Source organism: Dietzia psychralcaliphila (assembly GCF_003096095.1).
GTDB classification, from domain to species: Bacteria; Actinomycetota; Actinomycetes; order Mycobacteriales; family Mycobacteriaceae; genus Dietzia; species Dietzia psychralcaliphila.
The window spans coordinates 1,874,359-1,900,801 of sequence record NZ_CP015453.1; the positions used below are offsets into that span (position 1 = coordinate 1,874,359).

Annotated in this window: 25 protein-coding genes; 6 read left to right on the forward strand and 19 right to left on the reverse strand. The window is 70.1% G+C overall.

Going from position 1 to position 26,443, the window contains the following annotated elements; translation table 11 throughout:
- The first annotated feature begins 43 nt into the window (after window positions 1-43).
- Complete coding sequence (locus A6048_RS08565; protein WP_107747575.1) at window positions 44-1,012, forward strand: quinone oxidoreductase family protein; 969 nt, start codon at window positions 44-46, stop codon at window positions 1,010-1,012.
- A gap of 4 nt (window positions 1,013-1,016) precedes the next feature.
- Here A6048_RS08565 and A6048_RS08570 read toward each other — a convergent pair whose 3' ends face one another.
- Window positions 1,017-2,033 carry a heme o synthase gene (locus tag A6048_RS08570; protein ID WP_268817310.1) on the reverse strand — a complete coding sequence of 339 codons (1,017 nt, stop codon included), beginning with the start codon at window positions 2,031-2,033 and terminating at the stop codon, window positions 1,017-1,019.
- A 175-nt stretch (window positions 2,034-2,208) separates the two neighbouring features.
- Here A6048_RS08570 and tkt point away from each other — a divergent pair, with 175 nt between their 5' ends.
- The 5 genes from tkt to pgl are packed head-to-tail and all read left to right on the forward strand — an operon-like array spanning window position 2,209 to window position 8,692.
- Window positions 2,209-4,320, forward strand: coding sequence for a transketolase (gene tkt / locus A6048_RS08575; protein ID WP_107747573.1), 2,112 nt, complete (start codon window positions 2,209-2,211; stop codon window positions 4,318-4,320).
- Window positions 4,317-5,423 (forward strand): transaldolase, encoded by a 1,107-nt coding sequence (gene tal / locus A6048_RS08580; RefSeq protein ID WP_107747572.1) that lies wholly within the window; start codon window positions 4,317-4,319, stop codon window positions 5,421-5,423. Before tkt ends, tal begins: the two co-directional genes overlap by 4 nt.
- A 14-nt stretch (window positions 5,424-5,437) precedes the next feature.
- Window positions 5,438-7,000 carry a glucose-6-phosphate dehydrogenase gene (gene zwf, locus A6048_RS08585; protein WP_107747706.1) on the forward strand — a complete coding sequence of 521 codons (1,563 nt, stop codon included), beginning with the start codon at window positions 5,438-5,440 and terminating at the stop codon, window positions 6,998-7,000.
- Complete coding sequence (locus A6048_RS08590; RefSeq protein ID WP_327493994.1) at window positions 6,997-7,917, forward strand: glucose-6-phosphate dehydrogenase assembly protein OpcA; 921 nt, start codon at window positions 6,997-6,999, stop codon at window positions 7,915-7,917. The genes zwf and A6048_RS08590 overlap by 4 nt, the downstream gene beginning before the upstream one ends.
- A 52-nt stretch (window positions 7,918-7,969) precedes the next feature.
- Window positions 7,970-8,692 (forward strand): 6-phosphogluconolactonase, encoded by a 723-nt coding sequence (gene pgl / locus A6048_RS08595; RefSeq protein ID WP_107747570.1) that lies wholly within the window; start codon window positions 7,970-7,972, stop codon window positions 8,690-8,692.
- A gap of 86 nt (window positions 8,693-8,778) precedes the next feature.
- Here the strand turns inward: pgl and secG are convergent, their stop codons facing one another.
- From secG to def, 18 genes are all read right to left on the reverse strand, one after another.
- Complete coding sequence (gene secG / locus A6048_RS08600) at window positions 8,779-9,012, reverse strand: preprotein translocase subunit SecG (RefSeq protein WP_107747569.1); 234 nt, start codon at window positions 9,010-9,012, stop codon at window positions 8,779-8,781.
- Between the two features lie 128 nt (window positions 9,013-9,140).
- Window positions 9,141-9,926 (reverse strand): triose-phosphate isomerase, encoded by a 786-nt coding sequence (gene tpiA / locus A6048_RS08605; protein ID WP_107747568.1) that lies wholly within the window; start codon window positions 9,924-9,926, stop codon window positions 9,141-9,143.
- Window positions 9,927-9,955: 29 nt separating this feature from the next.
- Window positions 9,956-11,173, reverse strand: coding sequence for a phosphoglycerate kinase (locus A6048_RS08610; RefSeq protein WP_107747567.1), 1,218 nt, complete (start codon window positions 11,171-11,173; stop codon window positions 9,956-9,958).
- 215 nt (window positions 11,174-11,388) lie between these two features.
- Entirely contained in the window at window positions 11,389-12,405 is a 1,017-nt protein-coding gene (gap, locus tag A6048_RS08615) for a type I glyceraldehyde-3-phosphate dehydrogenase (RefSeq protein WP_107747566.1), read from the reverse strand.
- 117 nt (window positions 12,406-12,522) lie between these two features.
- On the reverse strand, window positions 12,523-13,506 hold the full coding sequence (gene whiA, locus A6048_RS08620) for a DNA-binding protein WhiA (protein WP_107747565.1): 984 nt from the start codon (window positions 13,504-13,506) through the stop codon (window positions 12,523-12,525).
- Between the two features lie 22 nt (window positions 13,507-13,528).
- Window positions 13,529-14,494, reverse strand: a complete 966-nt coding sequence (locus A6048_RS08625) for a gluconeogenesis factor YvcK family protein (RefSeq protein WP_107747705.1) — start codon at window positions 14,492-14,494, stop codon at window positions 13,529-13,531.
- A 40-nt stretch (window positions 14,495-14,534) separates the two neighbouring features.
- Entirely contained in the window at window positions 14,535-15,407 is an 873-nt protein-coding gene (gene rapZ, locus A6048_RS08630) for an RNase adapter RapZ (protein WP_107747564.1), read from the reverse strand.
- Between the two features lie 3 nt (window positions 15,408-15,410).
- The gene (gene uvrC, locus A6048_RS08635) at window positions 15,411-17,540 is read right to left on the reverse strand and encodes an excinuclease ABC subunit UvrC (RefSeq protein WP_107747563.1); all 2,130 of its coding nucleotides are present in this window, start codon (window positions 17,538-17,540) and stop codon (window positions 15,411-15,413) included.
- 6 nt (window positions 17,541-17,546) lie between these two features.
- Complete coding sequence (locus A6048_RS08640; protein WP_107747562.1) at window positions 17,547-18,095, reverse strand: PH domain-containing protein; 549 nt, start codon at window positions 18,093-18,095, stop codon at window positions 17,547-17,549.
- A complete protein-coding gene (gene ribH / locus A6048_RS08645; RefSeq protein WP_107747561.1) occupies window positions 18,092-18,568 on the reverse strand; it encodes a 6,7-dimethyl-8-ribityllumazine synthase in 477 nt (158 codons plus the stop codon). The genes A6048_RS08640 and ribH overlap by 4 nt, the downstream gene beginning before the upstream one ends.
- Window positions 18,565-19,821: a bifunctional 3,4-dihydroxy-2-butanone-4-phosphate synthase/GTP cyclohydrolase II gene (locus A6048_RS08650; RefSeq protein ID WP_107747560.1), complete on the reverse strand. Its 1,257-nt coding sequence runs from the start codon at window positions 19,819-19,821 to the stop codon at window positions 18,565-18,567. The genes ribH and A6048_RS08650 overlap by 4 nt, the downstream gene beginning before the upstream one ends.
- Before the next feature lie 75 nt (window positions 19,822-19,896).
- Entirely contained in the window at window positions 19,897-20,520 is a 624-nt protein-coding gene (locus tag A6048_RS08655; protein WP_107747559.1) for a riboflavin synthase, read from the reverse strand.
- Window positions 20,521-20,562: 42 nt separating this feature from the next.
- Window positions 20,563-21,615: a bifunctional diaminohydroxyphosphoribosylaminopyrimidine deaminase/5-amino-6-(5-phosphoribosylamino)uracil reductase RibD gene (gene ribD, locus A6048_RS08660; protein WP_107747558.1), complete on the reverse strand. Its 1,053-nt coding sequence runs from the start codon at window positions 21,613-21,615 to the stop codon at window positions 20,563-20,565.
- A complete protein-coding gene (gene rpe / locus A6048_RS08665) occupies window positions 21,612-22,280 on the reverse strand; it encodes a ribulose-phosphate 3-epimerase (RefSeq protein ID WP_107747557.1) in 669 nt (222 codons plus the stop codon). The genes ribD and rpe overlap by 4 nt, the downstream gene beginning before the upstream one ends.
- Before the next feature lie 63 nt (window positions 22,281-22,343).
- Entirely contained in the window at window positions 22,344-23,282 is a 939-nt protein-coding gene (locus A6048_RS08670) for an alpha/beta hydrolase (RefSeq protein WP_107747556.1), read from the reverse strand.
- 6 nt (window positions 23,283-23,288) lie between these two features.
- Window positions 23,289-24,755: an RsmB/NOP family class I SAM-dependent RNA methyltransferase gene (locus A6048_RS08675; protein WP_107747555.1), complete on the reverse strand. Its 1,467-nt coding sequence runs from the start codon at window positions 24,753-24,755 to the stop codon at window positions 23,289-23,291.
- A 134-nt stretch (window positions 24,756-24,889) separates the two neighbouring features.
- Window positions 24,890-25,822, reverse strand: a complete 933-nt coding sequence (fmt, locus tag A6048_RS08680; RefSeq protein ID WP_107747554.1) for a methionyl-tRNA formyltransferase — start codon at window positions 25,820-25,822, stop codon at window positions 24,890-24,892.
- Window positions 25,823-25,825: 3 nt separating this feature from the next.
- The gene (def, locus tag A6048_RS08685; RefSeq protein ID WP_107747553.1) at window positions 25,826-26,380 is read right to left on the reverse strand and encodes a peptide deformylase; all 555 of its coding nucleotides are present in this window, start codon (window positions 26,378-26,380) and stop codon (window positions 25,826-25,828) included.
- Window positions 26,381-26,443 lie beyond the last annotated feature (63 nt).

Genomic DNA, 26,443 nt, shown 5'->3' on the forward strand with positions numbered 1-26,443 from the left:
TATCCGGGCTGCGGGACCTCGGTACCTCACGGATACTGGGTTCATGCGCGCAGTCCAGATCACCGAGCACGGAGGACCAGACGTCCTCGACACGGTCGAGGTCGACACCCCCTCTCCGGGACCCGGCGAGGTCCTCGTCCGGACCACCGCTGTCGGCGTCAACTACATCGACACGTACTTCCGCGAGGGCATCTATCGGACCGAGTTGCCGTACATCCCGGGCAGCGAGGGCGCCGGCGTCGTCGAGTCGGTGGGAGAGGGCACGCCGGATCTGGTGCCTGGCGACAGGGTGGCCTGGTGCCAGACCCCCGGTTCCTATGCGCAGTTCGTGGTCGCCCCGGCCGAGGCCCTCGTCGCCGTCCCCGACGGGGTGGCCGACGACGTCGCCGCGTCGATGCTCCTCCAGGGACTCACCGCCCACTACCTCATCACCGACACCCATCGTGCGAGCGGCGGGGACACGGTGCTGATCACCGCGGGAGCCGGAGGGGTGGGGCAGCTCCTCATCCAGATGGCGGTAGCCCGCGGATTCCGGGTCATCACCACCACCTCGACCGGGTCGAAGGCGCAGCTCTGCAGGGAACTGGGCGCGCATCATGTCCTGCTCTACCCGGAGGCCACGCCCGAGAAGGTCCGCGAGCTGTCCGGTGGCGGGGTGGAAGTGGTGTTCGACGGAGTCGGACGGGACACCTTCGACACCAGTCTGGCCTCGCTCGGGCGGCGAGGGACGCTGGTGCTGTTCGGTGCCGCGAGCGGCCCCGTGCCACCGGTCGATCCCCAGCGGCTCAACGCGGCGGGATCGGTCTTCCTGACCCGCCCCACGCTCGGGGACTTCATCGCGACCACCGAGGAGTACCGCGAGCGTGCGGCGGAGGTGATGGAGGGACTGGTCGACGGCTCGCTCGTCCTCAACGTCGGTGCGACCTTCGCGCTCTCGGACGCGTCGGGCGCGCATCGAGCGTTGCAGTCCCGACGCACCACGGGGTCGATCACGCTCGACCCCGCCAGGTGACGGATCAGAACAGGGAGAACACTCCCGACAGGGTCTCGAGACCGAGGACCGCGTCGATCGACAGGGCCACGAACACCGCCGCCAGGTAGTTGTTCGACAGGATGAACAACTTGAGGGGCTTGACCTCGACACCTCGGCGGACACCGGCCTCGAGACGGTGGGCCATGACGATGAACCACACTCCGAAACCGACCGCTCCGGCCGCGTAGATCCACCCCGCCGCCGGGATGAGCGCGAAGGTGCACAGGACCGTCGCCCAGGTGTAGAGGGTGATGCGGCGGGTGACGCCCTCTGCCGACATGACCACCGGCAACATCGGTACACCGGCGGCCTTGTAGTCCTCCTTGTACCGCATCGCCAGCGCCCAGGTGTGCGGCGGAGTCCAGAAGAAGATGATGAGGAACAGGACGATCGCCTGCCACCAGTTGTGCGGCTGCCCCTCGGGGAGATGGTCGGTGATCACCGCCCACGAGACGAGCACCGGCATGCAGCCGGCCGCGCCACCCCACACCACGTTCTGGGCGGTGCGGCGCTTGAGGATCATCGTGTAGACGAAGACGTAGAAGCAGATCGTCAGCAGGATGAAGAAGGCGGCGAGCCAGCTCTGTGCAAGAAGGCCGAGCCACAGCATGCTCGCGGCGCCGAGCACCAGGCCGAAGATCAGCGCGGCCCGGGTGGTCACGGCGTGGCGGGCCAGCGGGCGTCGTTCGGTCCGCTTCATGACCTTGTCGATGTCGGCGTCGACGACCATGTTGAGGGTGTTGGCGCTGGCGGCCCCGAGCCAGCCGCCGACCAGGGTCAGCAGCACCAGGCCCAGATGGACCTGACCGCGGTCGGCCTGCAGCATCGCGGGGATGGCGGCGACCAGGAGCAACTCGATGACGCGCGGCTTGGTGAGGGCGATGTACGACATGACGACGTCGACTACGCGGGCGCGCCCGCTCGCCGGAGCCGGCCGCCCCGAGGACTCTGGAGGGGAGACGGACGGCCCCCCACTCCGGGTCGGGGTGGATTCGTGCACCGGAACTCCTCGCAGCAGATGTCAACGCACTACCCGGCCGATACTACGTCCCCCCTGCACGCTCCGCGAAAGAGCGGGGGCGGGGACCGCCCGACCCCGTCGCGGCCCGACCACTAAGGTGGGCCACGACATACGCGCGGATCCGCGCCGCACCCTCGACCCGGGAGAACCACAAGTGACCAGCGCGTCGGAGATCACCGAGCTCACCACCGCCCGCCACCCGTCCGACTGGACCGAACTGGACACCCGGGCGGTCGACACCGCGCGTGTCCTCGCCGCCGAGGCCGTGCAGAACTGCGGTAGCGGTCACCCGGGCACCGCCATGAGCCTGGCGCCCCTGGCCTACACGCTCTACCAGCGGGTCATGCGCCACGACCCGTCGGACCCGAAGTGGGTGGGCCGGGACCGTTTCGTCCTGTCCTGCGGGCACTCGTCGCTCACCCAGTACGTCCAGCTCTACCTCGCCGGTTTCGGTCTGGAGCTCGAGGATCTCAAGGCGCTGCGCACCTGGGGTTCCAAGACCCCGGGGCATCCCGAGTGGAACCACACAGACGGAGTGGAGATCACCACCGGACCGCTCGGTCAGGGACTTGCCTCCGCGGTGGGAATGGCGATGGCCGCCCGGTACGAGCGGGGCCTGTTCGATCCGGAGGCGCCCGCCGGGAAGAGCCCGTTCGACCACTTCATCTACGTCGTCGCCTCGGACGGCGACCTTCAGGAGGGGGTGACCGCCGAGGCCTCGTCGCTCGCGGGCACCCAGCAGCTCGGGAACCTCATCGCGGTCTACGACGACAACAAGATCTCGATCGAGGACGACACCCAGATCGCCTTTGACGAGGACGTCGCCGCGCGCTACGAGGCCTACGGATGGCACGTGCAGACGGTCAACGGTGGTGAGGACATCGCCGCCATCGAGGAGGCGATCGCCGACGCGCGCGCGGTCACGGACAAGCCCTCGATCATCGTCCTGCGCACCGTCATCGCCTACCCGGCCCCCACCATGATGAACACGGGGGCGTCCCACGGCGCGGCGCTCGGGCAGGAGGAGGTGGACGCGGTCAAGGAGGCGCTCGGCATGGGCGGCACCGATCCGTTCACCGTCGACGACGAGGTGATCGCCCACACGCGGGCCGCCCGTGACCGCGGTGCCCGTGTCCACGCGCAGTGGAGCGACATGTTCCATGCGTGGGCCGAGGCCAACCCCGGCGCCAAGAGTCTCTTCGACCGCCTCTACTCCGGCCAGATGCCGGACGGCTGGGACGCCGGCCTGCCGACGTGGGAGGCCGACCCCAAGGGCGTCGCCACCCGCAAGGCGTCCGCCAAGGCCATCCAGGCGCTCGCCGGGACCCTCCCCGAGCTGTGGGGTGGATCAGCGGACCTCGCGGGGTCCAACAACACCCAGATCGAGGGCGCCGACTCCTTCGGCCCGCCCTCCATCTCCACCGGGATGTGGACCGCGTCCCCGTACGGGCGCAACCTGCACTTCGGCGTCCGGGAGCACGCCATGGGCGCGATCCTCAACGGAATCGCCCTCCACGGTCCGACCCGGCCCTACGGCGGAACCTTCCTCATCTTCAGCGAGTACATGCGCCCGGCCGTCCGGCTCGCCGCCCTCCAGGGCAGCAACGCGTACTACGTATGGACGCACGACTCGATCGGTCTGGGCGAGGACGGCCCCACCCACCAGCCGGTCGAGCAACTCGCTGCGCTGCGGGCCATCCCGGGACTGGCCGTCCTGCGGCCGGCGGACGCCAACGAGACGGCGGCGGCGTGGCGTGCCATGCTCGTCGCCCTCGACGGCCCCAAGGGGCTGTGCCTGACCCGCCAGAACATCCCCGTCCTCGAGGGCACGGCCGAGATGGCCCGTGAGGGTGTCGAGCGCGGGGCCTACGTCCTGGCCGACGCGTCGACCGGCACCCCCGAGGTGATCCTTATGGGCACCGGTTCGGAGGTCCATCTGGCGGTCGCCGCGCGGGAGGTCCTCGAGTCCGAGGGCGTGCCGACCCGGGTGGTGTCGGTGCCGTGTGTCGAGTTCTTCGACCAGCAAGACCCGGAGTACCGCGAGTCGGTCCTCCCCCGGTCGGTCCGCGCCCGCGTCAGCGTCGAGGCCGGTATCGCGATGCCGTGGTACCGCTTCCTCGGCGATGCGGGTCGAGCGGTGTCGCTGGAGCACTTCGGCGCCTCCGCCCCGTACGAGACCTTGTACACCGAGTTCGGAATCACCGGCGACGCCGTGGTCGCCGCGGCCCGCGAATCCCTCGCGGCCGTCAACGGGGAGGCATCATGACCAACGCCAATCTCGCCGCACTGAGCGCCGCCGGCGTCTCGGTCTGGCTCGACGACCTGTCCCGCCAACTGCTCACCTCGGGCGAGCTCGAGAAGCGGATGTCCACCTACTCGGTCGTGGGCGTCACCACCAATCCCGCGATCTTCCAGGCCGCGCTGGGCGACTCGTCTGCGTACGAGTCCGCGCTCGCCGAGGCCGTACGTGCCGACAGGGACGTCGACTCGGTGGTGCGCGCGCTCACCACCGCGGACGTCCGGGACGCCTGTGACGTCCTGGCGGGCGTCTACGAGACCACCGACGGCGTCGACGGACGCGTGTCCCTCGAGGTCGATCCCCGATTGGCGGAGGACACAGAGGGGACCGTGACCCAGGCGGTCGAGCTCGTCGCCGCCGTGGACCGGCCCAACCTCATGATCAAGATCCCGGCCACCGCCGCGGGTCTCCCGGCCATCACGGAGGTGATCGGGCGCGGGATCGACGTGAACGTCACGCTCATCTTCTCGGCCGATCAGTACCGCGAGGTCGCGGAGGCGTATCTGGCGGGGTTGGAGAAGGCGGCGGCAGCGGGTCAGGACCTCTCCCGCATCCATTCGGTGGCCTCGGTGTTCGTCAGCCGACTCGACTCCGAGATCGATTCCCGCCTGCCCGGGGACTCCGACCTCCGTGGCAGGGCGGGACTGGCCAACGCCCGGCTGTGTCAGGACGTCTACGACGAGGTCTACGACACCGCCGGCCGGTTCGGGGACCTCGCCGCCCGGGGCGCCCGCCCCCAGCGCCTGCTCTGGGCCTCGACCGGTGTCAAGGACCCGGCCTACCCCGACACCCTCTACGTGAGCGGTCTGGTCACCCACGGCACGGTCAACACCATGCCCTTCCCGACCATGGAGGCGTTCGCCGACCACGGGGTCCTCGAGGGCGACACGGTCCGGGGCACCGGTGCGGCCTCCCGGGACACCCTCGAGGCGCTTCGTGCCGCGGGGATCGACCTCGACCAGGTCTTCACGTTGCTCGAGCAGCAGGGCGTGCAGAAGTTCGTCAGTGCGTGGGACGACCTGCTCGCCACTGTCACCTCGCGGATCGACGAGATCCAGTCGGGGTCGTGACCGAACCGGACAGCCTGCCCTCCCCGGCCGTCGGCGACACCGTCGGCGGCCCGGAGGGGTCGGCCAACCCGCTCCGCGATCCACGGGACCGTAGGCTGCCCCGGATCGCCGGGCCGTCCGGCCTCGTCATCTTCGGCGTCACCGGGGACCTCTCCAAGAAAAAGCTCATCCCCGCCGTCTACGACCTGGCGAACCGGGGTCTGCTCCCACCGGGTTTCTCCCTCATCGGTTTCGGTCGCCGCCGGTGGACCCACTCCGACTTCGCCGATTTCGCCCGTGAACACGCCAGGGAACGGTGTCGCACCCCGTTCCGCGAGGACGTCTGGGAACAGCTGGCGGCGGGACTCCGGTTCGTCACCGGGACCTTCGACGACGACGAGGGGTTCGATCGACTGGCGGAGCAGCTGACCGCCCTCGAGACCGAACGGGGCACCGCCGGGAACTACGCCTTCTACCTCTCTGTCCCCCCGGACGACTTCCCCACCGTCTGCCGGCACCTCGACCGCACCGGATGTACCAGGGCGGTGGACGGAGCATGGCGCCGCGTGGTCATCGAGAAGCCATTCGGACACGATCTGGCGAGTGCCCGTGAGCTCAACGCGGTGGTGGGAGCCGTCTTCCCCGAGGACTCGGTGTTCCGCATCGACCACTACCTGGGCAAGGAGACGGTCCAGAACATCCTCGCGCTGCGCTTCGCCAACCAGCTCTTCGAGCCGGTGTGGAACACCAACCACGTCGACCACGTGCAGATCACCATGGCCGAGGACATCGGCCTCGGCGGCCGCGCCGGATACTACGACGGGATCGGGGCGGCGCGTGACGTCATCCAGAACCACCTCATCCAGCTGATGGCGCTGGTGGCGATGGAGGAACCCACGGACTTCTCGGCGGAGGCGCTGCGGGCGGAGAAGACCAAGGTCCTGGAGTCGACCTCGCTCGCGTTGCCGATCTCCGAGACCGCTGCCCGCGGCCAGTACTCCGGCGGGTGGCAGGGGTCCGAGCAGGTGGTGGGGCTCAAGGACGAGGAGGGGTACGACCCGTCCTCCACCACCGAGACCTATGCCGCGATCACCCTGGAGGTGCACAACAGGCGCTGGGCCGACGTCCCGTTCTACCTGCGCACCGGCAAGCGGCTGGGCCGTCGCGTCACTGAGATCGCGGTGGTCTTCAGGCGCGCCCCCCATCTGCCCTTCGACGCGACCATGACCCAGGAGCTGGGCCAGAACGCGTTGGTGATCCGTGTGCAACCCGACGAAGGCGTGACGCTGCGGTTCGGGTCGAAGGTCCCCGGCACCGCGATGGAGGTCCGCGACGTCAACATGGACTTCGCCTACGGTGAGGCCTTCACCGAATCCTCGCCCGAGGCGTACGAGCGGCTCATCCTGGACGTCCTGCTGGGCGAACCGTCTCTGTTCCCCGTCTCGCGCGAGGTGGAACTGAGCTGGATGCTCCTCGATCCGGTGCTCAGTGAATGGTCGGCCGGTGGCACCCCCGAGCAGTACCAGGCCGGGACCTGGGGTCCGCGTGGTGCCGACGAGATCCTGGCCCGCAGTGGCCGCGCATGGAGGCGACCGTGATCATTGACCTACCTGACACCTCGACCCGCGAGATCTCCAAGAAACTCGTGCAGATCCGTGAGGACGCGGGGCTGAGCACGATCGGCCGGGTGCTCACGCTGATCGTCCTCACCGACCATGTCCGCGGCAGCGAAACCGCGATCGAGGCGGCCAACGAGGCCAGCCGTGAGCACCCGTGTCGGGTGATCGTGGTGATCCGCGGCAACCGCGCCAGGGCGGACCGACTCGACGGTCAGATCCGGGTCGGTGGCGACGCGGGAGCGGCCGAGGTCGTGGTCCTGCGGACCTCGGGGGCGATGGCGTCGCAGTCCGCCTCGTTGGTCACTCCGTTGCTCCTCCCCGACACTCCTCTCGCGGTGTGGTGGCCCAGACACTCGCCGACATTGTTGTCCGAGGACAAGGTGGGTCGTCTGGCGCGACGCCGGATCGTGGACTCCGACGCCGAGGGGCACCCGACGGACGCACTCGCCAAACGGGCGGCCGGGTACTCCCCGGGGGATACCGATCTCGCCTGGGCGCGGGTCACGCACTGGCGTTCCCTGCTGGCGGCCACCCTGGACAGGCCGCCGTTCGAGACCATCACCGGCGCCACGGTGTGTGGACCCGAGCGGGCGGCGTCGGTGGACCTCGCCGGTGGTTGGCTCGCCTCCCGTCTGGGGATCGACGTCCACCGCGCGGTGGGGCCGCGGATGGTCGTCCTGGAGCGCGCCTCCGGATCGATCGTCATCGAGCAGGTGAGCCCCACCTCGGCGGAGCTACGGATCACCGGTCACTCCCCCACGCGGGTGACGCTGGTGAAACGGAGCGTGGCGGACTGCCTCGCCGAGGAACTCCGCCGAATGGACACCGACGGTGTGTACGCCGACGCCCTCGCGAACCACGACCGGGTGATCTACACCTCTGCCTCCGTGCGCTGAGCGGGAGCGCCCACCGTCCCGCAGACCGAGAACCACGACCACAGGAGGATCGATGCCCCACATCCGTCATGTAGTCCACACCGACACGGATGCGCTGGCCGCCGCGGCCGCCAGGACGGTAGCGGAGTGTCTCACCGAGCGGATCGACGCCGCGGGACAGGCGACGCTGGCACTGACGGGGGGTTCGGTCGGGATCAAGACCGCCGCCGCCCTCGCCGGGTCCCCCGTGGACTGGGAACGGGTCACCATCTTCTTCGGGGACGAGCGGTTCGTTCCCGCTGGTCACCCGGAGCGCAACGACGGCCAGCTGGACGAGGCTCTTCTCGATTCCCTGGGTGACCGTCCGACCGTGCACCGCTGGCCGGCGCGAACCGCGGAGGACAGCGATGTCGACTCCGCCGCCGCACGATTCCTCGAGTCTCTCGACATCCCCGGCGGCGACGATCCGATCTTCGACGTGACCATCCTGGGCATGGGACCCGAGGGGCACATCGATTCGATCTTCCCGCACACCCCCGCGGTCGCCGAGACGGAGCGGATGGTGGTGGGCGTCCGCGAGTGCCCCAAGCCCCCTGCCGAGCGGATGACGTTCACCCTCCCGGCGGTTCGTCGCTCACGGCACGTACTGGTGGTGGCGGCCGGTGAGGGCAAGGCGGAGGCGGTGGCCCGGGGACTCGGCGGGGCCGACCCGACGGAATGGCCGGTGGCCGGAGCGGTGGGGTCCGAGTCGACGACCTACCACCTCGACGAGGGCGCGGCGTCCGCGCTGAACTGACACGATATCGACGACGAGGTGCGCTCCTCCACTGAAGGAGGAGCGCACCTCGTGTCGACGCGCCGGAGGCCGCGGAGGGCGGAGGGTCAGCCGAAGCGGACCAGGAGGCCGACCGCGACGATCGCGATGAGCCACAGTATTGCCACGACCACGGTCACACGGTCGAGGTTGCGCTCCACGACACTCGACCCGGAGAGGCTGGACTGCACACCGCCGCCGAACAGCGAGGACAGACCGCCCCCCTTACCGCGGTGCAGCAGGATGAACAGCATCAACAGCAGGCTGGTGGCGACGAGGAAGATGTCCAGGGCGAGCTTCATGTACGGATCGGGCCTTACGTCGGGTCGGGGCGGTCAGAGGACGACTGGTCCAGACTACCCGGTGGGATCTCCATGGCGAATCCCGGCGCGCCCGCCCGCCTCGGGGCGGCCGCGCCGGGCGGGTCGACTCAGGGCAGCGGACCGCCGGCGGCGATGGCGGAGAGCTGGGCGAACTCGTCGGGCTTGAGCGAGGACCCGCCCACCAGGCCGCCGTCGACGTCGGGCTGCTCGAGGAGTTCACCGACGGTGGAGGCATTGACGCTCCCGCCGTACAACACGCGCATCTGATCCGAGATCTCGGGACCCGCCAGCTCGGAGAGGGCCGAGCGGATGGCCGCGCACACCTCCTGCGCGTCCGCGGCCGAGGCCGTCTTGCCCGTCCCGATGGCCCACACGGGCTCGTAGGCGATGACGGTGGAAGCCAGCTGCTCCTTGCCCAGGCCCGCGAGGGATCCCTTGAGCTGCTCCACGACGAAGCCCACGTGGTCACCCGCCTCCCGGGTCTCCAACTTCTCCCCCACGCAGACGATCGGGGTGAGACCGTGCTTGTGACACGCCGCGGCCTTGGCGGCAACCAGCTCGTCGGTCTCCGAGTGGTACTCGCGACGCTCGGAGTGGCCCACCACGGCGTAGGTGCACCCGAGTTTGGCGAGCATTCCCGCCGAGATCTCGCCGGTGTACGCACCGGACTCGTGGACCGACACGTCCTGCGCGCCGTAGGCGAAACCGAGCTTGTCCCCTTCGATCACGATCTGGACACCGCGGATGTCGGTGAACGGAGGGATGAATGCCACCTCCACCTTCTCGAGGTACTTCTCCGGCAGCGCGAAGGCCACCTTCTGCACGAGCGCGATCGCCTCGAGGTGGTTGAGGTTCATCTTCCAGTTTCCGGCGATGAGCGGTGTGCGTGCCATTGTTTCTCCTGTGGGTCGGCGAGTGTGGATCAGTTGCTGCGTTCGAGGGCGGTGACCCCCGGGAGTTCTTTGCCCTCGAGGTACTCGAGCGAGGCACCGCCGCCCGTCGAGATGTGCGAGAAGTTCTCCTCGCCCAGCCCGAGCGTGCGGACGGCCGCAGCGGAGTCGCCACCGCCAACCACGGAGAACGCACCGTCCCTGGTCGCGGTGATGATCGCCTCGGCGACGCCACGGGTACCGCTGGAGAACGCCTCGAACTCGAACACGCCCATCGGGCCGTTCCAGAAGACGGTCTTGGCGGCGGACAGCTTGTCGGTGAACAAGGCGATGGACTCGGGGCCGATGTCGAGCCCCATCTTGCCGTCGGGGATCGCGTCGGCCGGCACCGTGGTGTGCGCGGCGTCGGCGGCGAACCCGTCTGCCGCCACCACGTCCACGGGCAGGGTGATCACGTCACCGAACTTGTCGAGCAGGTCCTTGCAGGTGCCGATCATCTCCTCCTGCAGGAGCGAGGAACCGACGCCGTGACCCTGTGCGGCCAGGAAGGTGAAGCACATGCCGCCACCGATGACCAGTGTGTCGACCTTGGGAGCGAGCGCCTCGATCACGGCGAGCTTGTCCGAGACCTTGGACCCGCCGAGCACCACGGCGTACGGTCGCTCGGCGTCCCCGGTCAGGCCGGCGAGGACCTCGACCTCGCTCTGGACCAGGTCGCCGGCGTAGGCCGGGAGCACCTCGGCGATGTCGTAGACCGATGCCTGCGCGCGGTGGACCACACCGAAACCGTTGGAGACGAACGCGCCGTCCTCGCCGACGAGGCTCGCCAGCTCGGCGGCCAACGCGGCACGCTCGGCGGGATCCTTGCTGGTCTCACGGGGGTCGAAGCGGATGTTCTCGACCAGGAGCACGTCGCCGTCGGTCAGTCCGTTGGCGCGCTCGCGGGCGTCCGGCCCCACCACGTCGCCGGCCAGCTGGACGTATCGACCCAGCTCGTCGCTCAGCCTCTCAGCAACGGGGGCCAGCGAGAACGACGGGTCGGCCGCGCCCTTCGGCCGGCCCAGGTGTGCCGTGATCACCAGCGCGGCGCCGGCGTCGAGCAGCGCGTTGAGGGTGGGCAGTGAGGCCGTGATCCGGCCGGAGTCGGTGATGGTCGACCCGTCGAGTGGGACGTTGAGATCGCAGCGGACGAGGATCTTGCGACCCTCGACTCCGGCGTCGAGCAGGTCCTTGAGCGTGCTCACTGCCATGGGGTGGGGCTCCTGTCGGGAGGACTGAGGTTCGGGAGGACTGAGGTGTGGGAGCACTGTGGTCCGGGAGGACGGTGGTGCTGTGGTGGTGTGGTGTGTTGCGGTGCTGCTGTGGTGCGGTGCTGCGTGTGATGTACCGCGGGCCCGGCCGGGACGCTGTGGGGCGTTCCCGGACCGGGCCCGGTGTGGTGCTGTGTGCGCAGGCCCGAGGGCTCTTACAGGGACTTGCCGACCAGGCCGACGAGGTCGGCGAGACGGTTGGAGTAACCCCACTCGTTGTCGTACCAGGAAGCGATCTTGATCTGGCCGTCGATGGCCTTGGTCAGCTGCGCGTCGAAGATCGACGAGTGCGGGTCGGTGACGATGTCCGACGAGACGATCGGGTCCTCCGTGTACTTGAGGATTCCCTTCATGGGGCCCTCGGCGGCGGCCTTGATGGCGGCGTTGACCTCCTCGACCGTGGCCTTCTTCTCGAGCTCGACCGTCAGGTCCGTGAGCGAGCCGGTGGGCAGCGGCACGCGGACGGCGTAGCCGTCGAACTTGCCCTTGAGCTCGGGAAGTACGAGCGCGACGGCCTTGGCCGCGCCCGTGGAGGTGGGCACCATGTTGATCGCCGCGGCGCGGGCACGGCGCTTGTCGCTGTGGGGCGCGTCCTGCAGGTTCTGATCCTGGGTGTACGCGTGGATGGTGGTCATGAGGCCCTTGACGATCCCGAACTCGTCGGACAGGACCTTGGCCACCGGCGCGAGGCAGTTGGTGGTGCAGGAGGCGTTGGAGATGATCGTCTGTGAACCGTCGTACTGGTCGTCGTTGACGCCCATGACGATGGTCATGTCCTCACCCGAGGCGGGCGCGGAGATGATGACCTTCTTCGCCCCACCCTCGAGGTGGCCGCGGGCCTTGTCCGCGGAGGTGAAGATACCGGTGGACTCGACCACGACGTCGACGTCGTAGTCGCCCCACGGCACCGCGGACGGGCCCTCCTTGACCGCGAGCGCACCCATCTTGGCCCCACCGACGGTGATCGAGTTGTCGTCGAAGGTCACGTCCTTGCCCAGGCGACCGAGGATCGAGTCGTACTTGAGCAGGTGAGCGAGCATGTCGTTCGTGGTGAGGTCGTTGACGGCCACGATCTCGATATCGGTCTTGCCCTCGGCCTTCAGTGCCTCCACCGCGCGGTAGAAGTTGCGGCCGATACGTCCGAATCCGTTGATGCCTACGCGCACGGTCACGTGATGTCTCCTTATAGGTGGTGCGAGAAAGAACCCCTGAGCGCTGGGTGGAGCCCGGGGACGTGACCCAGACTACCCGCCACCTGTGGGGGCTGTGCAGGGTCCACAGCGCGCGGATCAGTCTTCGTCGAGCATGTCCTCGGTCACGACGGACTCGGTGTCCGGGATACCCAGATCGGCGGCCTTGCGGTCTGCCATGGACAACAGTCGGCGGATCCGTCCGGCGACCGCGTCCTTGGTCATGGGTGGGTCGGCGAGCTGGCCCAGTTCCTCCAGTGAGGACTGGCGGTGCTGGACGCGCAGCTCACCCGCGGCCAGCAGGTGGTCCGGGACGTCTTCGGCGAGGATCTCGAGGGCGCGCTGGACCCTGGCGGCCGCCGCGACGGCCGCCCGTGCGGACCTGCGGAGATTCGCGTCGTCGAAGTTGGCGAGCCGGTTGGCGGTCGCCCGGACCTCTCCGCGTGAACGCCGCTCCTCCCAGATGTCCCTGGTGGCGGTGGCACCCATCCGGGAGAGGAGGACCCCGATCGCCTCTCCGTCCCGGATCACGACCCGGTCACCTCCGCGGACCTCTCGGGCCTTCGCGGTGACCCCGAGCCGACGCGCGGCACCCACCAGCGCCATCGCCGCCTCGGCGCCGGGCGCGGTGACCTCCAACGCCGAAGACCGGCCGGGTTTGGTCAGGGAACCGTGGGCGAGGAACGCCCCCCGCCACGACGCCTCCGCGGCCGCGACGGATCCACCGACGACCGCGGCGGGCAGTCCCCGGACCGTGCGCCCGGCGCTGTCGACCAGCCCGAGCTGGCGGGTCAGGTCGGCACCCCGGTCGATCACCCGAAGAACGAACTTCCGGGCCGGCTTCCCACCGGATCCCCCGATCGGGTGGATCTCGCAGGGCACCGAGAAGAGTGAGTCGAGTTCTCCGGCCAGCCGATCGGCGATCTCACCCGAATCGACCTCCGCCTCGATCACGAGGCGGCCCGAGAGGACCTGCAGGGTGCCCGCGAACCGCAGGAGTGAGGCGATCTCGGCCTTCCTGGTCTCGGAGTTGCCCACCGGGACCCTCACCAGTTCGGACTTGACCTGTGCGGTCAGTGACACGCCCTGCTCCTTCGTTCTCCGGTCATTCATCGGCCCCCGTCCTCACCGTGGCGGCGAGCGCCCGGGCGAGCAGAGCGGGGTCGTGCACTGGTCTCATCGTCCCATCCGATGACGTCCTGGCGATGTCCGCCACCATGACCCGCGCCCCGAGACCCGCCGCGGCACGGTCGAGGTGTTCGCGTTCCGTCCCGCTCAGCGGCATCCGCGGGTCCACCAGGATCACATCGACGTCGACCTCCGGCGCATGCTGGCGCAGCACGTGGAGGTGCTGCTCGGCGGAGAAGCCGGCGGTCTCACCGTGCTGCGGCGCGAGGTTGAGGACGAGCGCCCTGGTCGCGCTCGTACGGGCGAGAGCGGCCGCGATCTCGGGTACCAACATGTTCGGGATGACACTCGTGAACCAGGATCCCGGCCCCAGGACGACCATGTCCGCGGAGTCGATCGCCTCCACGACGCCGTCCGCCGCAGGCGGGTCGGCGGGGATGAGTCGTACCCGACGCACACTGCCGGGTGTGGTTGCCACCGCGACCTGACCGATGATCGTGCGCACCACCCGGGGGTCGGCTTCCAGTCCGACGACCTCCGCGGCGATGTCGAGTGCGACCGGGGACATGGGGAGTACCCGCCCGGTCACCCCGAGGATCGACCCGACGGCCTCGAGCGCCTTGACGGGGTCCCCGAGCAACTCCCAGAAACCCGCGAAGACGAGGTTGCCCACTGCGTGGCCCGCCAGGGCCCCGGTTCCGCCGTAGCGGTGCTGGAACAGGCTGGTCAGCCGTTGGTGCTCGTCATCGTCGGCCGCGAGCGCACACAGCGCCATCCGGAGGTCGCCGGGCGGCAGGATGTCGAGTTCGCGGCGAAGACGGCCGGAGGAGCCACCGTCGTCCGCCACGGTCACCACCGCGGTCACGTGGTCGGCCACCATCCGACCGGCACGCAGGGTTGCCGACAACCCGTGTCCCCCGCCGAGTGCGACGAGTGACCCCATCCGGTCGGATCCACCGACCGTGGTCTGGCCGGTCACGAGATCACTCTCGTCCGAGGTCACGGTGGCGGACGTGGACGTCGACGGAATCGAGACCGGCCAGCCGTCCGGCCAGTGATTCGGAGATGGCGACACTGCGGTGCTTGCCGCCGGTGCATCCGACCGCGATGGTCATGTACCGCTTGCCCTCCCGGCGGTAGCCGGTCATCGCCAGACCGATCATCGATACCGCGGCACGGAGGTACTCCTCGATCGACTGGTCCGCGAGGACGTAGTCCTGGACCGGCTTCTCGCGACCGGTATGCGACTGCAGTTCCGGGATCCAGTGCGGATTGGGCAGGAACCGCATGTCGAGCAGCATGTCCACATCGACCGGGACCCCGTACTTGAAGCCGAAGGACTCGACGGTGAGGTGGAAGTCGAATCCCAGGTCGCCGAACGGCGTCTCGAGCCGGTGCCGGAGGTCGTGGACGCTGAGCGAGGTGGTGTCGACGACGACGTCGGCGCGGCCGCGGATCCCCTCGAGGACCTTGCGCTCCCGTTCGATGCCGTCTATCAGCCCGTCCCCCGACTGCAGGGGATGGGATCGTCGAACGCTGTTGAACCGCTTGACCAGTTCCTCGTCCGCCGCGTCGAGGAAGAGGACCCTCGCCTGCGGACTGCCGTCGAAGCGCTGCAGGAGCTCGCTGATGTGCTCATCGAAGCCCTTGCTGCGGACGTCCGCGACGATCGCCAGCCTGCGCGGCTCGCCGTCGGGCTCCTGCACACGCTCGAGCAGTTCCCCGACGAAGTCCAGCGGGAGGTTGTCCACGACATACCAGCCGAACTCCTCGAGCACTTTCGACGCCGTGCCCTTGCCCGCGCCGGACATCCCGCTGATGAGCAGGAGCTCGCGCCCCTCACCGTTCTCGTCCATGGATCACCTCGAGTTGCTCGTACCGCCATCGCCGACCGCTCGGCCCGAGTCTCCCACGTCGGCGCCCGCGCCGTCCGAACCCGGTGTGTCCGCGGGTGCCGCCCCCTCGGTCGGTTCGGCCGCCGCCGGGTCCTGCGACCCCAGGGTCGCCCGGATCGCGGCCGCCACCCCGGGGCCGATCCCGGGAACGGCGCAGAGGTCGTCGCTGCTCGCCGCCCGGAGGGTGGACACGGTCGGGAACTTCTCCAGCAGCGCCGCCCGACGGGAGGGACCGAGCCCGGGGACCTCGTCGAGCACCGACGTCGTCATCCGTCTGGACCTGGCGCCCCGGTGGGCCCGGATCGCGAAGCGGTGCGCCTCGTCGCGCAGACGTTGCAGCAGGAACAACCCCTCACCGTGCCGGGGGAAGATCACGGGGTACTCCTCTCCCGGCAGCCAGATCTCCTCGAGACGTTTGGCGATCCCGATCACCGGCACGTCGTTGACTCCGAGTTCCGACAGCACCTCGGCGGCGGCCTCCACCTGGGGCCGGCCGCCGTCCACCACGAAGAGCTGGGGAGGGTAGGCGAAGCGGCGGGTCGGCGTAGAGCGTCCCGCGCCCGCGGCATCCGGTTCCGCCTCGTCGTCGACCGGGCCGTCGGTGTCGTCCGGGGTCACCGCCGGCTCCTCGTGGTGCCGCCGGAACCGTCGGCGGGTCACCTCGGCGATGCTCGCGACATCGTCGGAGTGACCGTCGCCCGCCGCCTCACGGATCCGGTAGAGGCGGTAGTCGCTCTTCCGGGGGAGCCCGTCCTCAAACACCACCAGGGAGGCCATGACATCGGTGCCCTGGGTGTGCGAGATGTCCACGCACTCGATCCTCAGCGGCGCCGTGTCGAGTTCGAGGGTCTCCTGGATCTCCTGCAGCGCTGCCGAGCGCGCGGTGAGGTCACCGCTGCGGCGCAGTTTGTGCTGGGTCAGTGCCTCCACCGCGTTGCGGCGGACCGTCTCGGCCAGCGACCGCTTGTCGCCCCGCTGGGGGACCCGCAGTGACACCCGTGATCCGCGCAGGGTGGAGAGCCAGTCGGCGAGTTCGGCCGCATCCTCGGGGAGGGCGGGGACGAGTACCTCCCGCGGTACCGCGGCAGCGAGATCCGTGCCCGATTCGGTGGCCCCGGCCAGGTCGGCCTCCCCCCCGTAGAACTGGGCGAGGTAGTCGGAGACGACACCGGGGACCGCGAGCACCGGGTCGAACCGACCGCCCGCATCCACTCCGTGTGCGTGTTCGACCACCCAGCCGCGCTGGCCACGGATGCGCCCGCTGCGGACGTGGAACACCTGGACGGAGACCTCCAGTTCGTCCACCTCGACGCCCACGACATCGGCGTCGGTACCGTCGCCCAGGACCACGGCCTGCTTCTCCATGGCCCGCTTCATCGCGCCGAGGTCGTCCCGCAGCCGGGCCGCGCGTTCGAAGTCCAGTTCCTCGGACGCCTCGAGCATCCGTTTCTCTATCCGCCGCATGATGACGTCGGTCTTGCCGGCGAGGAAGTCGCAGAGTTCGTTCACGATCTCCCGGTGCTCGTCCGCGGACACCCGGCCGATACACGGCGCCGCGCACTTGTCGATGTAGCCGAGCAGGCAGGGCCGACCCAGTTGGGCCTGCCGTCGGAACACCCCGGCCGTGCACGACCGGACCGGGAACACCCGCTGGAGGGTGTCGAGCGTGTCCCGGATCGCCCACGCGTGTGAGTAGGGGCCGAAGTAGCGGGTCCCGGCCCGGCGGGGCCCGCGGTAGACGAAGGCTCGGGGGAACTCCTCCCCCACGGTCACCGCCAGAAGCGGATAGGTCTTGTCGTCGCGGTACCGCACGTTGAACCGGGGGTCGTACTTCTTGATCCACGTGTATTCGAGCTGGAGGGCCTCGACCTCCGTCGAGACCACGGTCCACTGGACCCCGGCGGCAGCGGTGACCATCTGCCGCGTGCGCGGGTGGAGCAGGGTGAGGTCGGCGAAGTACGAACTGACCCGGCTGCGCAGGTTCTTGGCCTTGCCCACGTAGATGACTCGGCCGTGCTCGTCGCGGAAGCGGTAGACCCCCGGTTCCGTGGGGATGGAACCGGGGGCTGGCCGGTAGGTGCGCGGGTCGACCACGACGGATCAGCGGTCGGCGACGGTCTCGGGATCGGCGGCCGAGGGCTTGTACCGGCGGATGACCTCCCGCATGGTGCCCATGGCCTCGACCGCGTCCTGTCCGTCGACGGTCAGGATGGCCCAGACCCCGACGTGCTCGTAGGCGGGGAGCTCCAGACGTGGCCACATGCTGGACCGCGGGAACGTGATCCCCACGATGTCCTGCCAGTCCCAGAGCCTGGTACGCAGTGGTCCCCGGACCTCGACCCCCTGCTCGCCCACCCGCACCCTGATCCGGAGAAGGGTGAGGAGCACGCCGGCGAAGATCAGGCCGATCACCACAAAGGCGAGCTGGTCGACGATCCCGATGGTGACCCCGGTGTCGTCCCGGACCAGGACGATCGCCCAGACGATGTGGACGAGGACGGTCAGGATGGCCAGCGCGATCACGGCGATCCGGAGTCGACGTGGACGGTGCTCGAAGTCCCAGTGTTCGAGGTCCTGGTGCCCGAGGTCCCGACGCTCGGAGTCCGGGCGCTCGGAGTCCGCGTGCTCGGGGTAGAGGTGCTCGGTCATCGTCCCGCCCGTAGGTCGCGGAGGGTGAGGGCTGCCCGGAGTGCGGCGGCGACCGCCTCCCCGCCCTTGTCCTCGGCGGCGCCCTCGTGACCGTCGCGGTCGCGGGCCTGGGCCTCGTTCTCGGTGGTGAGCACCCCGTGGGCCACCGGCGTGGCCTCGTCGAGCGCGATACGGGTCAGGCCGTCGGTCACCGAGCGGCACACGTAGTCGAAGTGCGGGGTCGAGCCCCGGATGACGACTCCGAGGGCCACGACGGCGTCATGGGACCTGGCGAGCTCCTGCGCGATCACCGGGAGCTCCACGGCCCCCGTGACACGGGCGACGGAGACGACGGCACCGGAGGTCTCCGCCACCGCGAGGGCCCGGTCCATCAGTTGCGCGCAGATCTCGTCGTGCCACGTGGAGGCCACCACACCCAGTCGCAGTCCGCGGGCGTCGGGGATCACCAACTCCGGTCTACCGGTGCCGCTCATCGCCGATCCTCTCCGTTCGTGTCCGGGTCGATCCCGTCGTCCAGACCCTCGAGCAGATGGCCCATCCGATCCCGCTTGGTCCGCAGGTAACGGAGGTTCTCGGAGGTCACGGCGGTGGGCATGGGGACCCGCGCCACCACTTCTACCCCGCCGGCACGGAGGGCGTCGGCCTTGGCGGGGTTGTTGGTCATCAGACGGACGCGCGTCACCCCGAGATCCCGCAGCATCTGCGCGGCCAGGCTGAAGTCCCGTGCGTCGGCGGGTAGGCCGAGGTCCAGGTTCGCGTCCACGGTGTCGCGGCCGTCGTCCTGCAACTGGTAGGCGCGGAGCTTCTGGACCAGACCGATCCCGCGGCCCTCGTGACCCCGCATGTAGAGGACGACCCCTCGGCCCTCCTCACAGATCGAGGCGACTGCGGCGTCGAGCTGCGGACCGCAATCGCACCGCAGCGAATGGAAGACGTCCCCGGTCAGGCACTCGGAGTGGATGCGGACCGACACGGGCTCGTCCCCCGAGATGTCCCCGGCGACCATGGCGACGTGCTCGACTCCCTGGAGGACGTCGCGGTATCCGTGGGCGGTCATCGTCCCGGCCGGGGTCGGGATACGGGCGGCCGCCTCGTGGATCACCTGCACCTCGTGGGCCCGGCGCCAGTCCTGTAGCGCCTCGATCGTGATCATCGCCAGGCCGTGCTCGTCGGCGAAGCGCCGGAGCTCGGGGGTCCGGGCCATGGTGGTCGGGTCCTCCTCGGACACGATCTCGCAGATCACGCCGGCGGGCCGCAGTCCGGCGAGGCGCGCGAGGTCCACCGCCGACTCGGTATGACCCGGCCGGGTGAGGACGCCTCCGGGCCGGGCACGGAGCGGAACCACGTGGCCGGGCCGCGTGAAGTCACCTGGCACGGCCTCGGTGGAGGCCAGCAGCCGAGCCGTCCGCGCCCGGTCGGCGGCGGAGATGCCGGTGGAGACGCCGGTGCGGGCGTCCACGGTCACCGTGTAGGCGGTGTCGTGCCGGTCCTCGTTGATCGCCCGCATCGGCGGCAGATCCAGCCGGAGGCAGTCCTCGGCCTCGAGCGCGACGCAGACGTACCCCGACGAGTAGCGCACGAGGAATCCCATGAGCTCGGGGGTCGCGAGTTCGGCGGCGAAGATCAGGTCGCCCTCGTTCTCTCGGTCCTCGCTGTCCACCACGACCACGGCTCGTCCCGCCGCGATGTCGGCGATGGCGCGGTCGATGCCGTCGAAGGTGGTCACTGCTGCGGGTTCTCCTCGGTACTCATCAAACCCGGGCGTCGGCCGCGGGCACGGCCACAAGTATGGCGCATCCGGTCAGTGGGACCGGCCACCGCGTCCGCCGAGGAGGCGCTCCACGTACTTGGCCAGGACATCGACCTCGAGGTTGACCTCGTCCCCCGGGGTCAACCCGCCCAGGATCGTCTCCTCGAGGGTGGTGGGGATCAGGGAGACCTCGAACCACGGTTCGGTCTCGTCGAGTCCGCTGACCGCCGACACGGTGAGGGAGGTACCGGACACCGTGATGGAGCCCTTCTCCACGACGTAGCGGGCCAGGTCCACCGGCAACGAGAGGCGTACCACGTGCCACTGGTCGTGCTCCGTCCTGCTGATCACGGCGCCGGTGCCGTCGACGTGGCCCTGGACGATGTGACCACCGAACCGTGCGTCCGCCCGCATCGCGCGCTCGAGGTTCACGGGATCCCCGGGACCCAGCGCACCCAGTGCGGTCCGATCGAGGGTCTCGGCCATGACGTCGGCGGCGAAGCCCACCCCGACGGTGAACTCCGTGACGGTGAGGCAGACACCGTTGACGGAGATCGAGTCGCCGTGACCGGCGTCGGACGTGACGAGGGGCCCGCGGATCCGCAGGCGCGCGGAGTCCCCGACCGTCTCGACCGATTCCAGCGTGCCGAGCTCCTCGACGATTCCGGTGAACATCAGCGTGGTCCTCTCGTAGGTGCGGTCATGAGGTTCGAGCGTTCATGCGGTTCGTGGTGTCATGCGGAGGTAGACGTCGTGACCCATGGTCGTGGTCTCTCGTACCTCGAAGCCGTGGGCCCCGCCGAGGGTGTCGACGCCGGCCTCCTCGACGGCGGACCGGCCGGCTCCCAGCACGATCGGTGCGAGATAGGCCTCGACCTCGTCGACGAGCCCGGCGGCGAGGAACGCCCCGGCCAGACGGGGGCCGCCCTCGACCAGCACGTGCTGGACGTCGCCGAGCAGTGCGAGCGCCTCCGCGGGGTCGCGCGTGGCCAGGTGCCGGAATCGGCCGTCGGTGCCGCGGACGGATGCGTCCCGGGGCACGTCGGTCAGGCCCATCACCGCACGGAGCGGTTGCCGTCGGGTGGGCGACCCGTCGTCCGACCGGGCGGTGAGCGAGGGGTCGTCGGCGGCGCGGGTCCCCGATCCGACGACGATGACGTCGATCTCCTGCCGTCGGCCGTGGACGTGCCGGCGCGATTCGGGCCCGGTGATCCATCGGCTGGTGCCGTCGGCCGCGGCCACCCGGCCGTCGAGTGTGGCCGCGTACTTCCAGGTGACGTACGGTCGGCCGGAGCGCTGTCGGTGCAGCCACGCCCTGAGCGGCCCCTGCTCGGCGGCGGTCACCTCGTCGTCGTCGGCCCGGGCCACATCCACCCCGGCACGCCGCAACGTCTCCGACCCACCGGCTGCGAGGGGGTTCGGGTCTCGCACGGCGTAGACCACCCGCGCGATGCCCGCCGCGAGGGCCCGCGAGGTACAGGGACCGGTGCGGCCCTGGTGATCGCAGGGCTCGAGGGTCACCAGGAGCGTTCCGCCCCGGGCCCGCTCCCCCGCCTCGTCCAGAGCCACGACCTCGGCGTGGCGACCCCCGGGCGCCTCGGTGGCTCCCCGTCCGGCCACGTCACCCGCGGGGTCCAGAACCACGGCGCCCACCGGTGGGTTGGGTGTGGAGACCCCCGACGCGGACCGTGACAGCCTGATGGCGTCGGCCAGGGCCTCGCGCTCGAGGCGACGCCACTGACCGGCGACGGGTCCGTCGGTCGCGGTCACGCCCGTGCGTCCGCGGCCCCCGCGCGCAGGGTCTCGATCATGGCGTCGGGGTCGGGCGCGCCGTAGACGGCCGAACCGGCGACGAAGACGTCACAGCCCGCGGCGGCGGACTCACCGATCGTGCGCGAGTCGATGCCGCCGTCGATCTGGATGAGGACCTCGAGCTGGCGGCGGTCGATCTCCGCACGCAACGTGCGGACCTTGTCGAGCACCTCCGGCATGAACGACTGGCCACCGAACCCGGGCTCGACGCTCATCACCAGGACCAGGTCCACGTGCTCGAGCAGGTCGAGGTACGGCTCCACGGCCGTGCCCGGCTTGATGGAGATGCCGGCCCTGCACCCCTTGGAGTGCAACAGGTCCGCGACGGCCTTCGGATCGTCGGTGGCCTCCACGTGGAACGTCACGCTGGCCGCACCGGCGTCGACGTAGTCACCCACCCAGCGCAGCGGGTCCTCGATCATCAGGTGACAGTCCATCGGCTTGTCGGTGACCTTGCCGACCGCGGCCGCCACCGGTGCACCGAAGGACAGGTTGGGGACGAAGTGGCCGTCCATCACGTCGACGTGGATCCAGTCGGCGGCGGGGATCCGCTCGATCTCGCGGTCGAGTCGGGCGAAGTCGGCGGACAGGATCGACGGCGCGATGAGCGGTTGGTACGACATGTCGACCAGTCTAGGCGGGCCGGGCGAGGCGGTTCCGGCAGCGTGGTCCGGTCCCGCTCGGGGTCAGGCGGCCGGGCCCACGACCGAGGTGCAGAACTCGAGTTGATCGGCCACGATGCGCTCGAAGTACGGGTCGACGTAGGGGTCGAAGTGCTCGCAGGGGTACTCCAGGTACCGCCCTCGCGGCATCCGGTCCGCTGCCGCACGCGCGGTCGCCGCGGGCGTGATGGCGTCGCGGGTGGCGATCTGCACCAACGCGGGGCACGAGATCCGCCGGGCGTGCCGGATCGGCGAGTACATTCCGATCCGGATCAGGATCCGTGCGGCGACGTACTCGGGGAAGTCGCCGCGCCGCAGCCCCGAAGCGGCCACCAGGCGGTCCACCGCGGGATCGGCGTCGGGACTCGTCATGGCTCCCGGCTCCCCCGGTAGCCCGACGAGCGGCACGTACCGCGGTTCGCGGTGGCGGGCCGCGCGCCAGAGGTCGTCGAGGATGGCGGGCGTGAGCCGGATCGCCGAGCGCAGCCCCGTGGCCCGGACCGCGGCCGGTCCACTCACGTGGGGCACCTGGGCGACGATGCCCGCCAGCCGCTCCCCGGTACCGGCGAGCGTGATGACGTGGCCGCCCGAGAACGACGTGCCCCACGCGATGACCCGGTCAGGATCGACTCCGGGGAGCGACCGGGCGAAGGAGAGTGCGGATCGCCAGTCGTCGAGCTGACGGCCGATGTCGAGTAGCTGCCGTGGTTCCCCCCCGCTGGCGCCGAAGTGGCGGTAGTCGAAGACCACGACGACGAAGCCCGCATCCCGGAACCGCTCGGCGTACGCGGGTAGGCGGAGGTCGCGGACGCACCCGAGGCCGTGTGCCATGACGATGGCCGGTGCGGTGGCCTCGCCGGGGGCCGCCGACGTGTCCGGGCGGTAGACCCACGCTGCGCACTCGACTCCCCCGGACCGGAAGGTCGCGTCGACCCGTCCCTGCTCCGCGTCGTCTGAAGCCATCAGCTCTCAGTCCTCTCGTGGCGGTGGCGTGGGGTCGCCCCCGCGTCGGCGCAGGACCGCCATGAACATCGCGTCGGTGCCGTGCCGGTGCGGCCAGAGCTGCACCCACGGCCCGTCTCCGAGCCCCTCGGTGGAGACCCCGTCGATCCCCTCGAGGATCCCGCGTACATCGAGTAGTTCGACATCGTCGCGACGGTCCGCCTCACGGATCATAGACACCGTCTCGGACAGGTGGGGGGAACACGTCGCATAGAGCACCACGCCCCCGGGCCGGACCAGACGCAGGGCGGATTCAAGTAGTTCCCGCTGCAGCACCACCAGGCCCGGGATGTCGGCGGCGGTCTTGCGCCACCGGGCTTCGGGACGACGGCGAAGTGCGCCGAGACCCGAACACGGGGCGTCGAGCAGCACACGATCGAACCCCGGCTCCAGACCGGGATCGCGGCCGTCCGCGGTGTGCACGGTCACGGGCAGGTCCCGGGTGGCCTCCCGTACTAGGTCGGCGCGGTGTTCAGAGACCTCGACGCCGGTCACGGTCGCGCCCTCGATCTCCGCCAACGCGCCCATCATCACGGCTTTGCCACCGGGGCCGGCGCACAGGTCCAGCCACCGGCCGCCGTCCTCGCCGACGAGCGGTGCACGGGAGGCGGCGACCGCGACGATCTGGCTGCCCTCGTCCTGCACGGTGGCCAGTCGGTCCCGGACCGCGTCCAGGGTCCCGGGGTCTCCCGACTCGAGATGGACCGCGTACGGCGACATGCGGCCCTCGGTACCGTCGGTCACCAGTGCGAGCTCCTCCGCGGTGATGGCACCGGGGAGAGCCGCCAGGTGCACTTTGGGGCGGGCGTCGTCGGCGGCCAGTAGAGCGGGCAGCTCGGCTGCGTCCGCTCCGAGCGACTCCGCGAACGCACGGGCGATCCACTCCGGGTGTGCGGTGCCCACGGCAAGTCGGGCGACGGGGTCCGCAACGTCTTTCCGCAGTACGGCGACCCAGCCGTCGAGGTCCTGTGCGGACACCTTGCGCAGCACCGCGTTGACGAACGCCCCGGCCCGGCCCAGGCCCAGCGTTCGCGCCGCCTCCACACTCGTGTCGACGGCCGCGTGCGCCCCGATCCGGGTGAACAGCAGTTGGTAGGCACCCAACCGCACCAGATCCAGGACCGGAGGGTCGACGTCCTCGACCGGGCGGCCTGCGGCCTCCGCGATGATGCGGTCCAGCAGCCCCTGCGCACGCAGGGTGCCGTAGGTGAGCTCCGTGGCGAGCGCCGCGTCCCGGGTGTCGAGTCGCGCCCTCTTGAGCTCGACCGGGAGCAGGAGGTTCGCATACGCCGCCCGCTCCCGAACGGCCGTCATCACGGCGAGGGCGACCGACCGGGCATCGGGGCGGCTCTGGGGTGCGGGCCGATCGTGCCGACGGCCGGCGGAGCGGGTTGCGCCCTGCTGCCTGCCGCCCTGCCTGCTACCGCCCCGCATGCCACCGCCCTGCCTGTTACCGGCCTGACTCCCGCCGCCCTGTTTGCTTGCGCCCTGCTTGTTGCCGCCCTGCTTGTTGCCGCCGCCCTGTTTACCTGCGCCTCCCGGGCTCCGGCCCCGTCCGCCTTCGGCACTCATTCGAACTCCGCTCCGCCGGCGAGCCGGGCGCCGCGTGCCCAGTCGACCGCGTTCATCATCTTCTTCCCGGGTGGCTGCAGAGTCTCCACCACGACGGGCGACGTGGCCGTGCCGACGAGGAAGGAGTGTTTGTCGCACTGGATCCGCCCGGGCGCCAGGCTCGGTGCTTGCTCGTCGGACGGCATCACGGTGCCGATCTTGACCCGCTCTCCGTCGAGGGTCGTCCATGCCCCCGGGGCCGGGGTGACCGATCGGATGTGGCGGTCCACCGCCAGCGCCGGATCAGCCCAGCGCACCCGCGCGTCGTCGACGGTGATCTTGCCCGCGTGGGAGATCCCGTCCGTCGGCTGCGGGACCGCGCGGAGTTCTCCGGTCTCGAGGGCGTCGAGGGTGGCCACGAGCAGTCCCGCACCGGACTCGGACAGCCGACCGAGCAGGTCGCCGGCGGTGTCGCGCGGTCGGATGGTCTCGGTCATCGCGCCCAGGACCGGCCCGGTGTCCATTCCCTCGTCGAGGCGGAAGGTGGTGGCGCCGGTCACCTCGTCGCCGGCCTCGATGGCAGCGTTGACCGGAGCGGCACCCCGCCACGCCGGCAACAGTGAGAAGTGCAGGTTGACCCACCCGTGAGCGGGGATATCCAGGACGGTGCGCGGTACCAGGTGTCCGTAGGCCACCACGGGGACCGCGTCGGGTGCGAGTTCGCGGAGTCGCTCGGCGAACTGCGGGTCACGTGCGTTCGGCGGGGTGAGCACCTCGATCCCCGCGGCGTCGGCAGCCGCGGCCACCGGGCTCCGGGCCAGGTTCCGACCGCGACCGGTCCGGGCATCGGGTCGGGAGACCACCGCCACCACGTCGTGTCGGCTACTGGTCAGGAGTGCCTCGAGTGAGGGTACGGCCGCCTCGGGGGTGCCGGCGAAGACGAGTCGCACCGGTCACCTCACCGCCATCGCGTCGGCGAGCCGGTCGTAGACGACCCCGGCGCTGATGGCGTCGCTACCGAACCACCCGGACGACCGGATCTCGGCCATCGCGGAGCGTCGCCGGTCCGGGGTGAGGCGTTGCAGGAACAGGACCCCGTCGAGGTGGTCGGTCTCGTGCTGCACGGCGCGTGCGAGGATCCCCTCGGCCTCGAAGCTCACCGGCTCCCCGTTCATGTCGACACCTCGGGCCACGACCCGCGCGTAGCGCTCGGTGGGCTCGGAGACCCCGGGGATCGAGAGACACCCTTCGTTGACGTGAGTCTTCTCGTCACCGATCGGTTCCCATTCCGGATTGATCAGGTGCCCCTCGCGACCTCCACAGGTGTAGACGAACGCCCGGGTGGACACACCGATCTGAGGAGCGGCCAGCCCGGCTCCGTCCTCGTGGCGAACTGTGTCCATGAGGTCGGCCACGGTGCGCGCCAACCTGTCGTCGAACGAGGTGACGGGATCAGTCGGGGTCCTCAGGACGGGATCACCGAAGAGCCGGATGGGGTGGACGGCCATGCGTATCTGAACTCCTCGCGGACGGGGAAGGGAGAAATCCTCATTCTATGTGTTCTCCGGCCA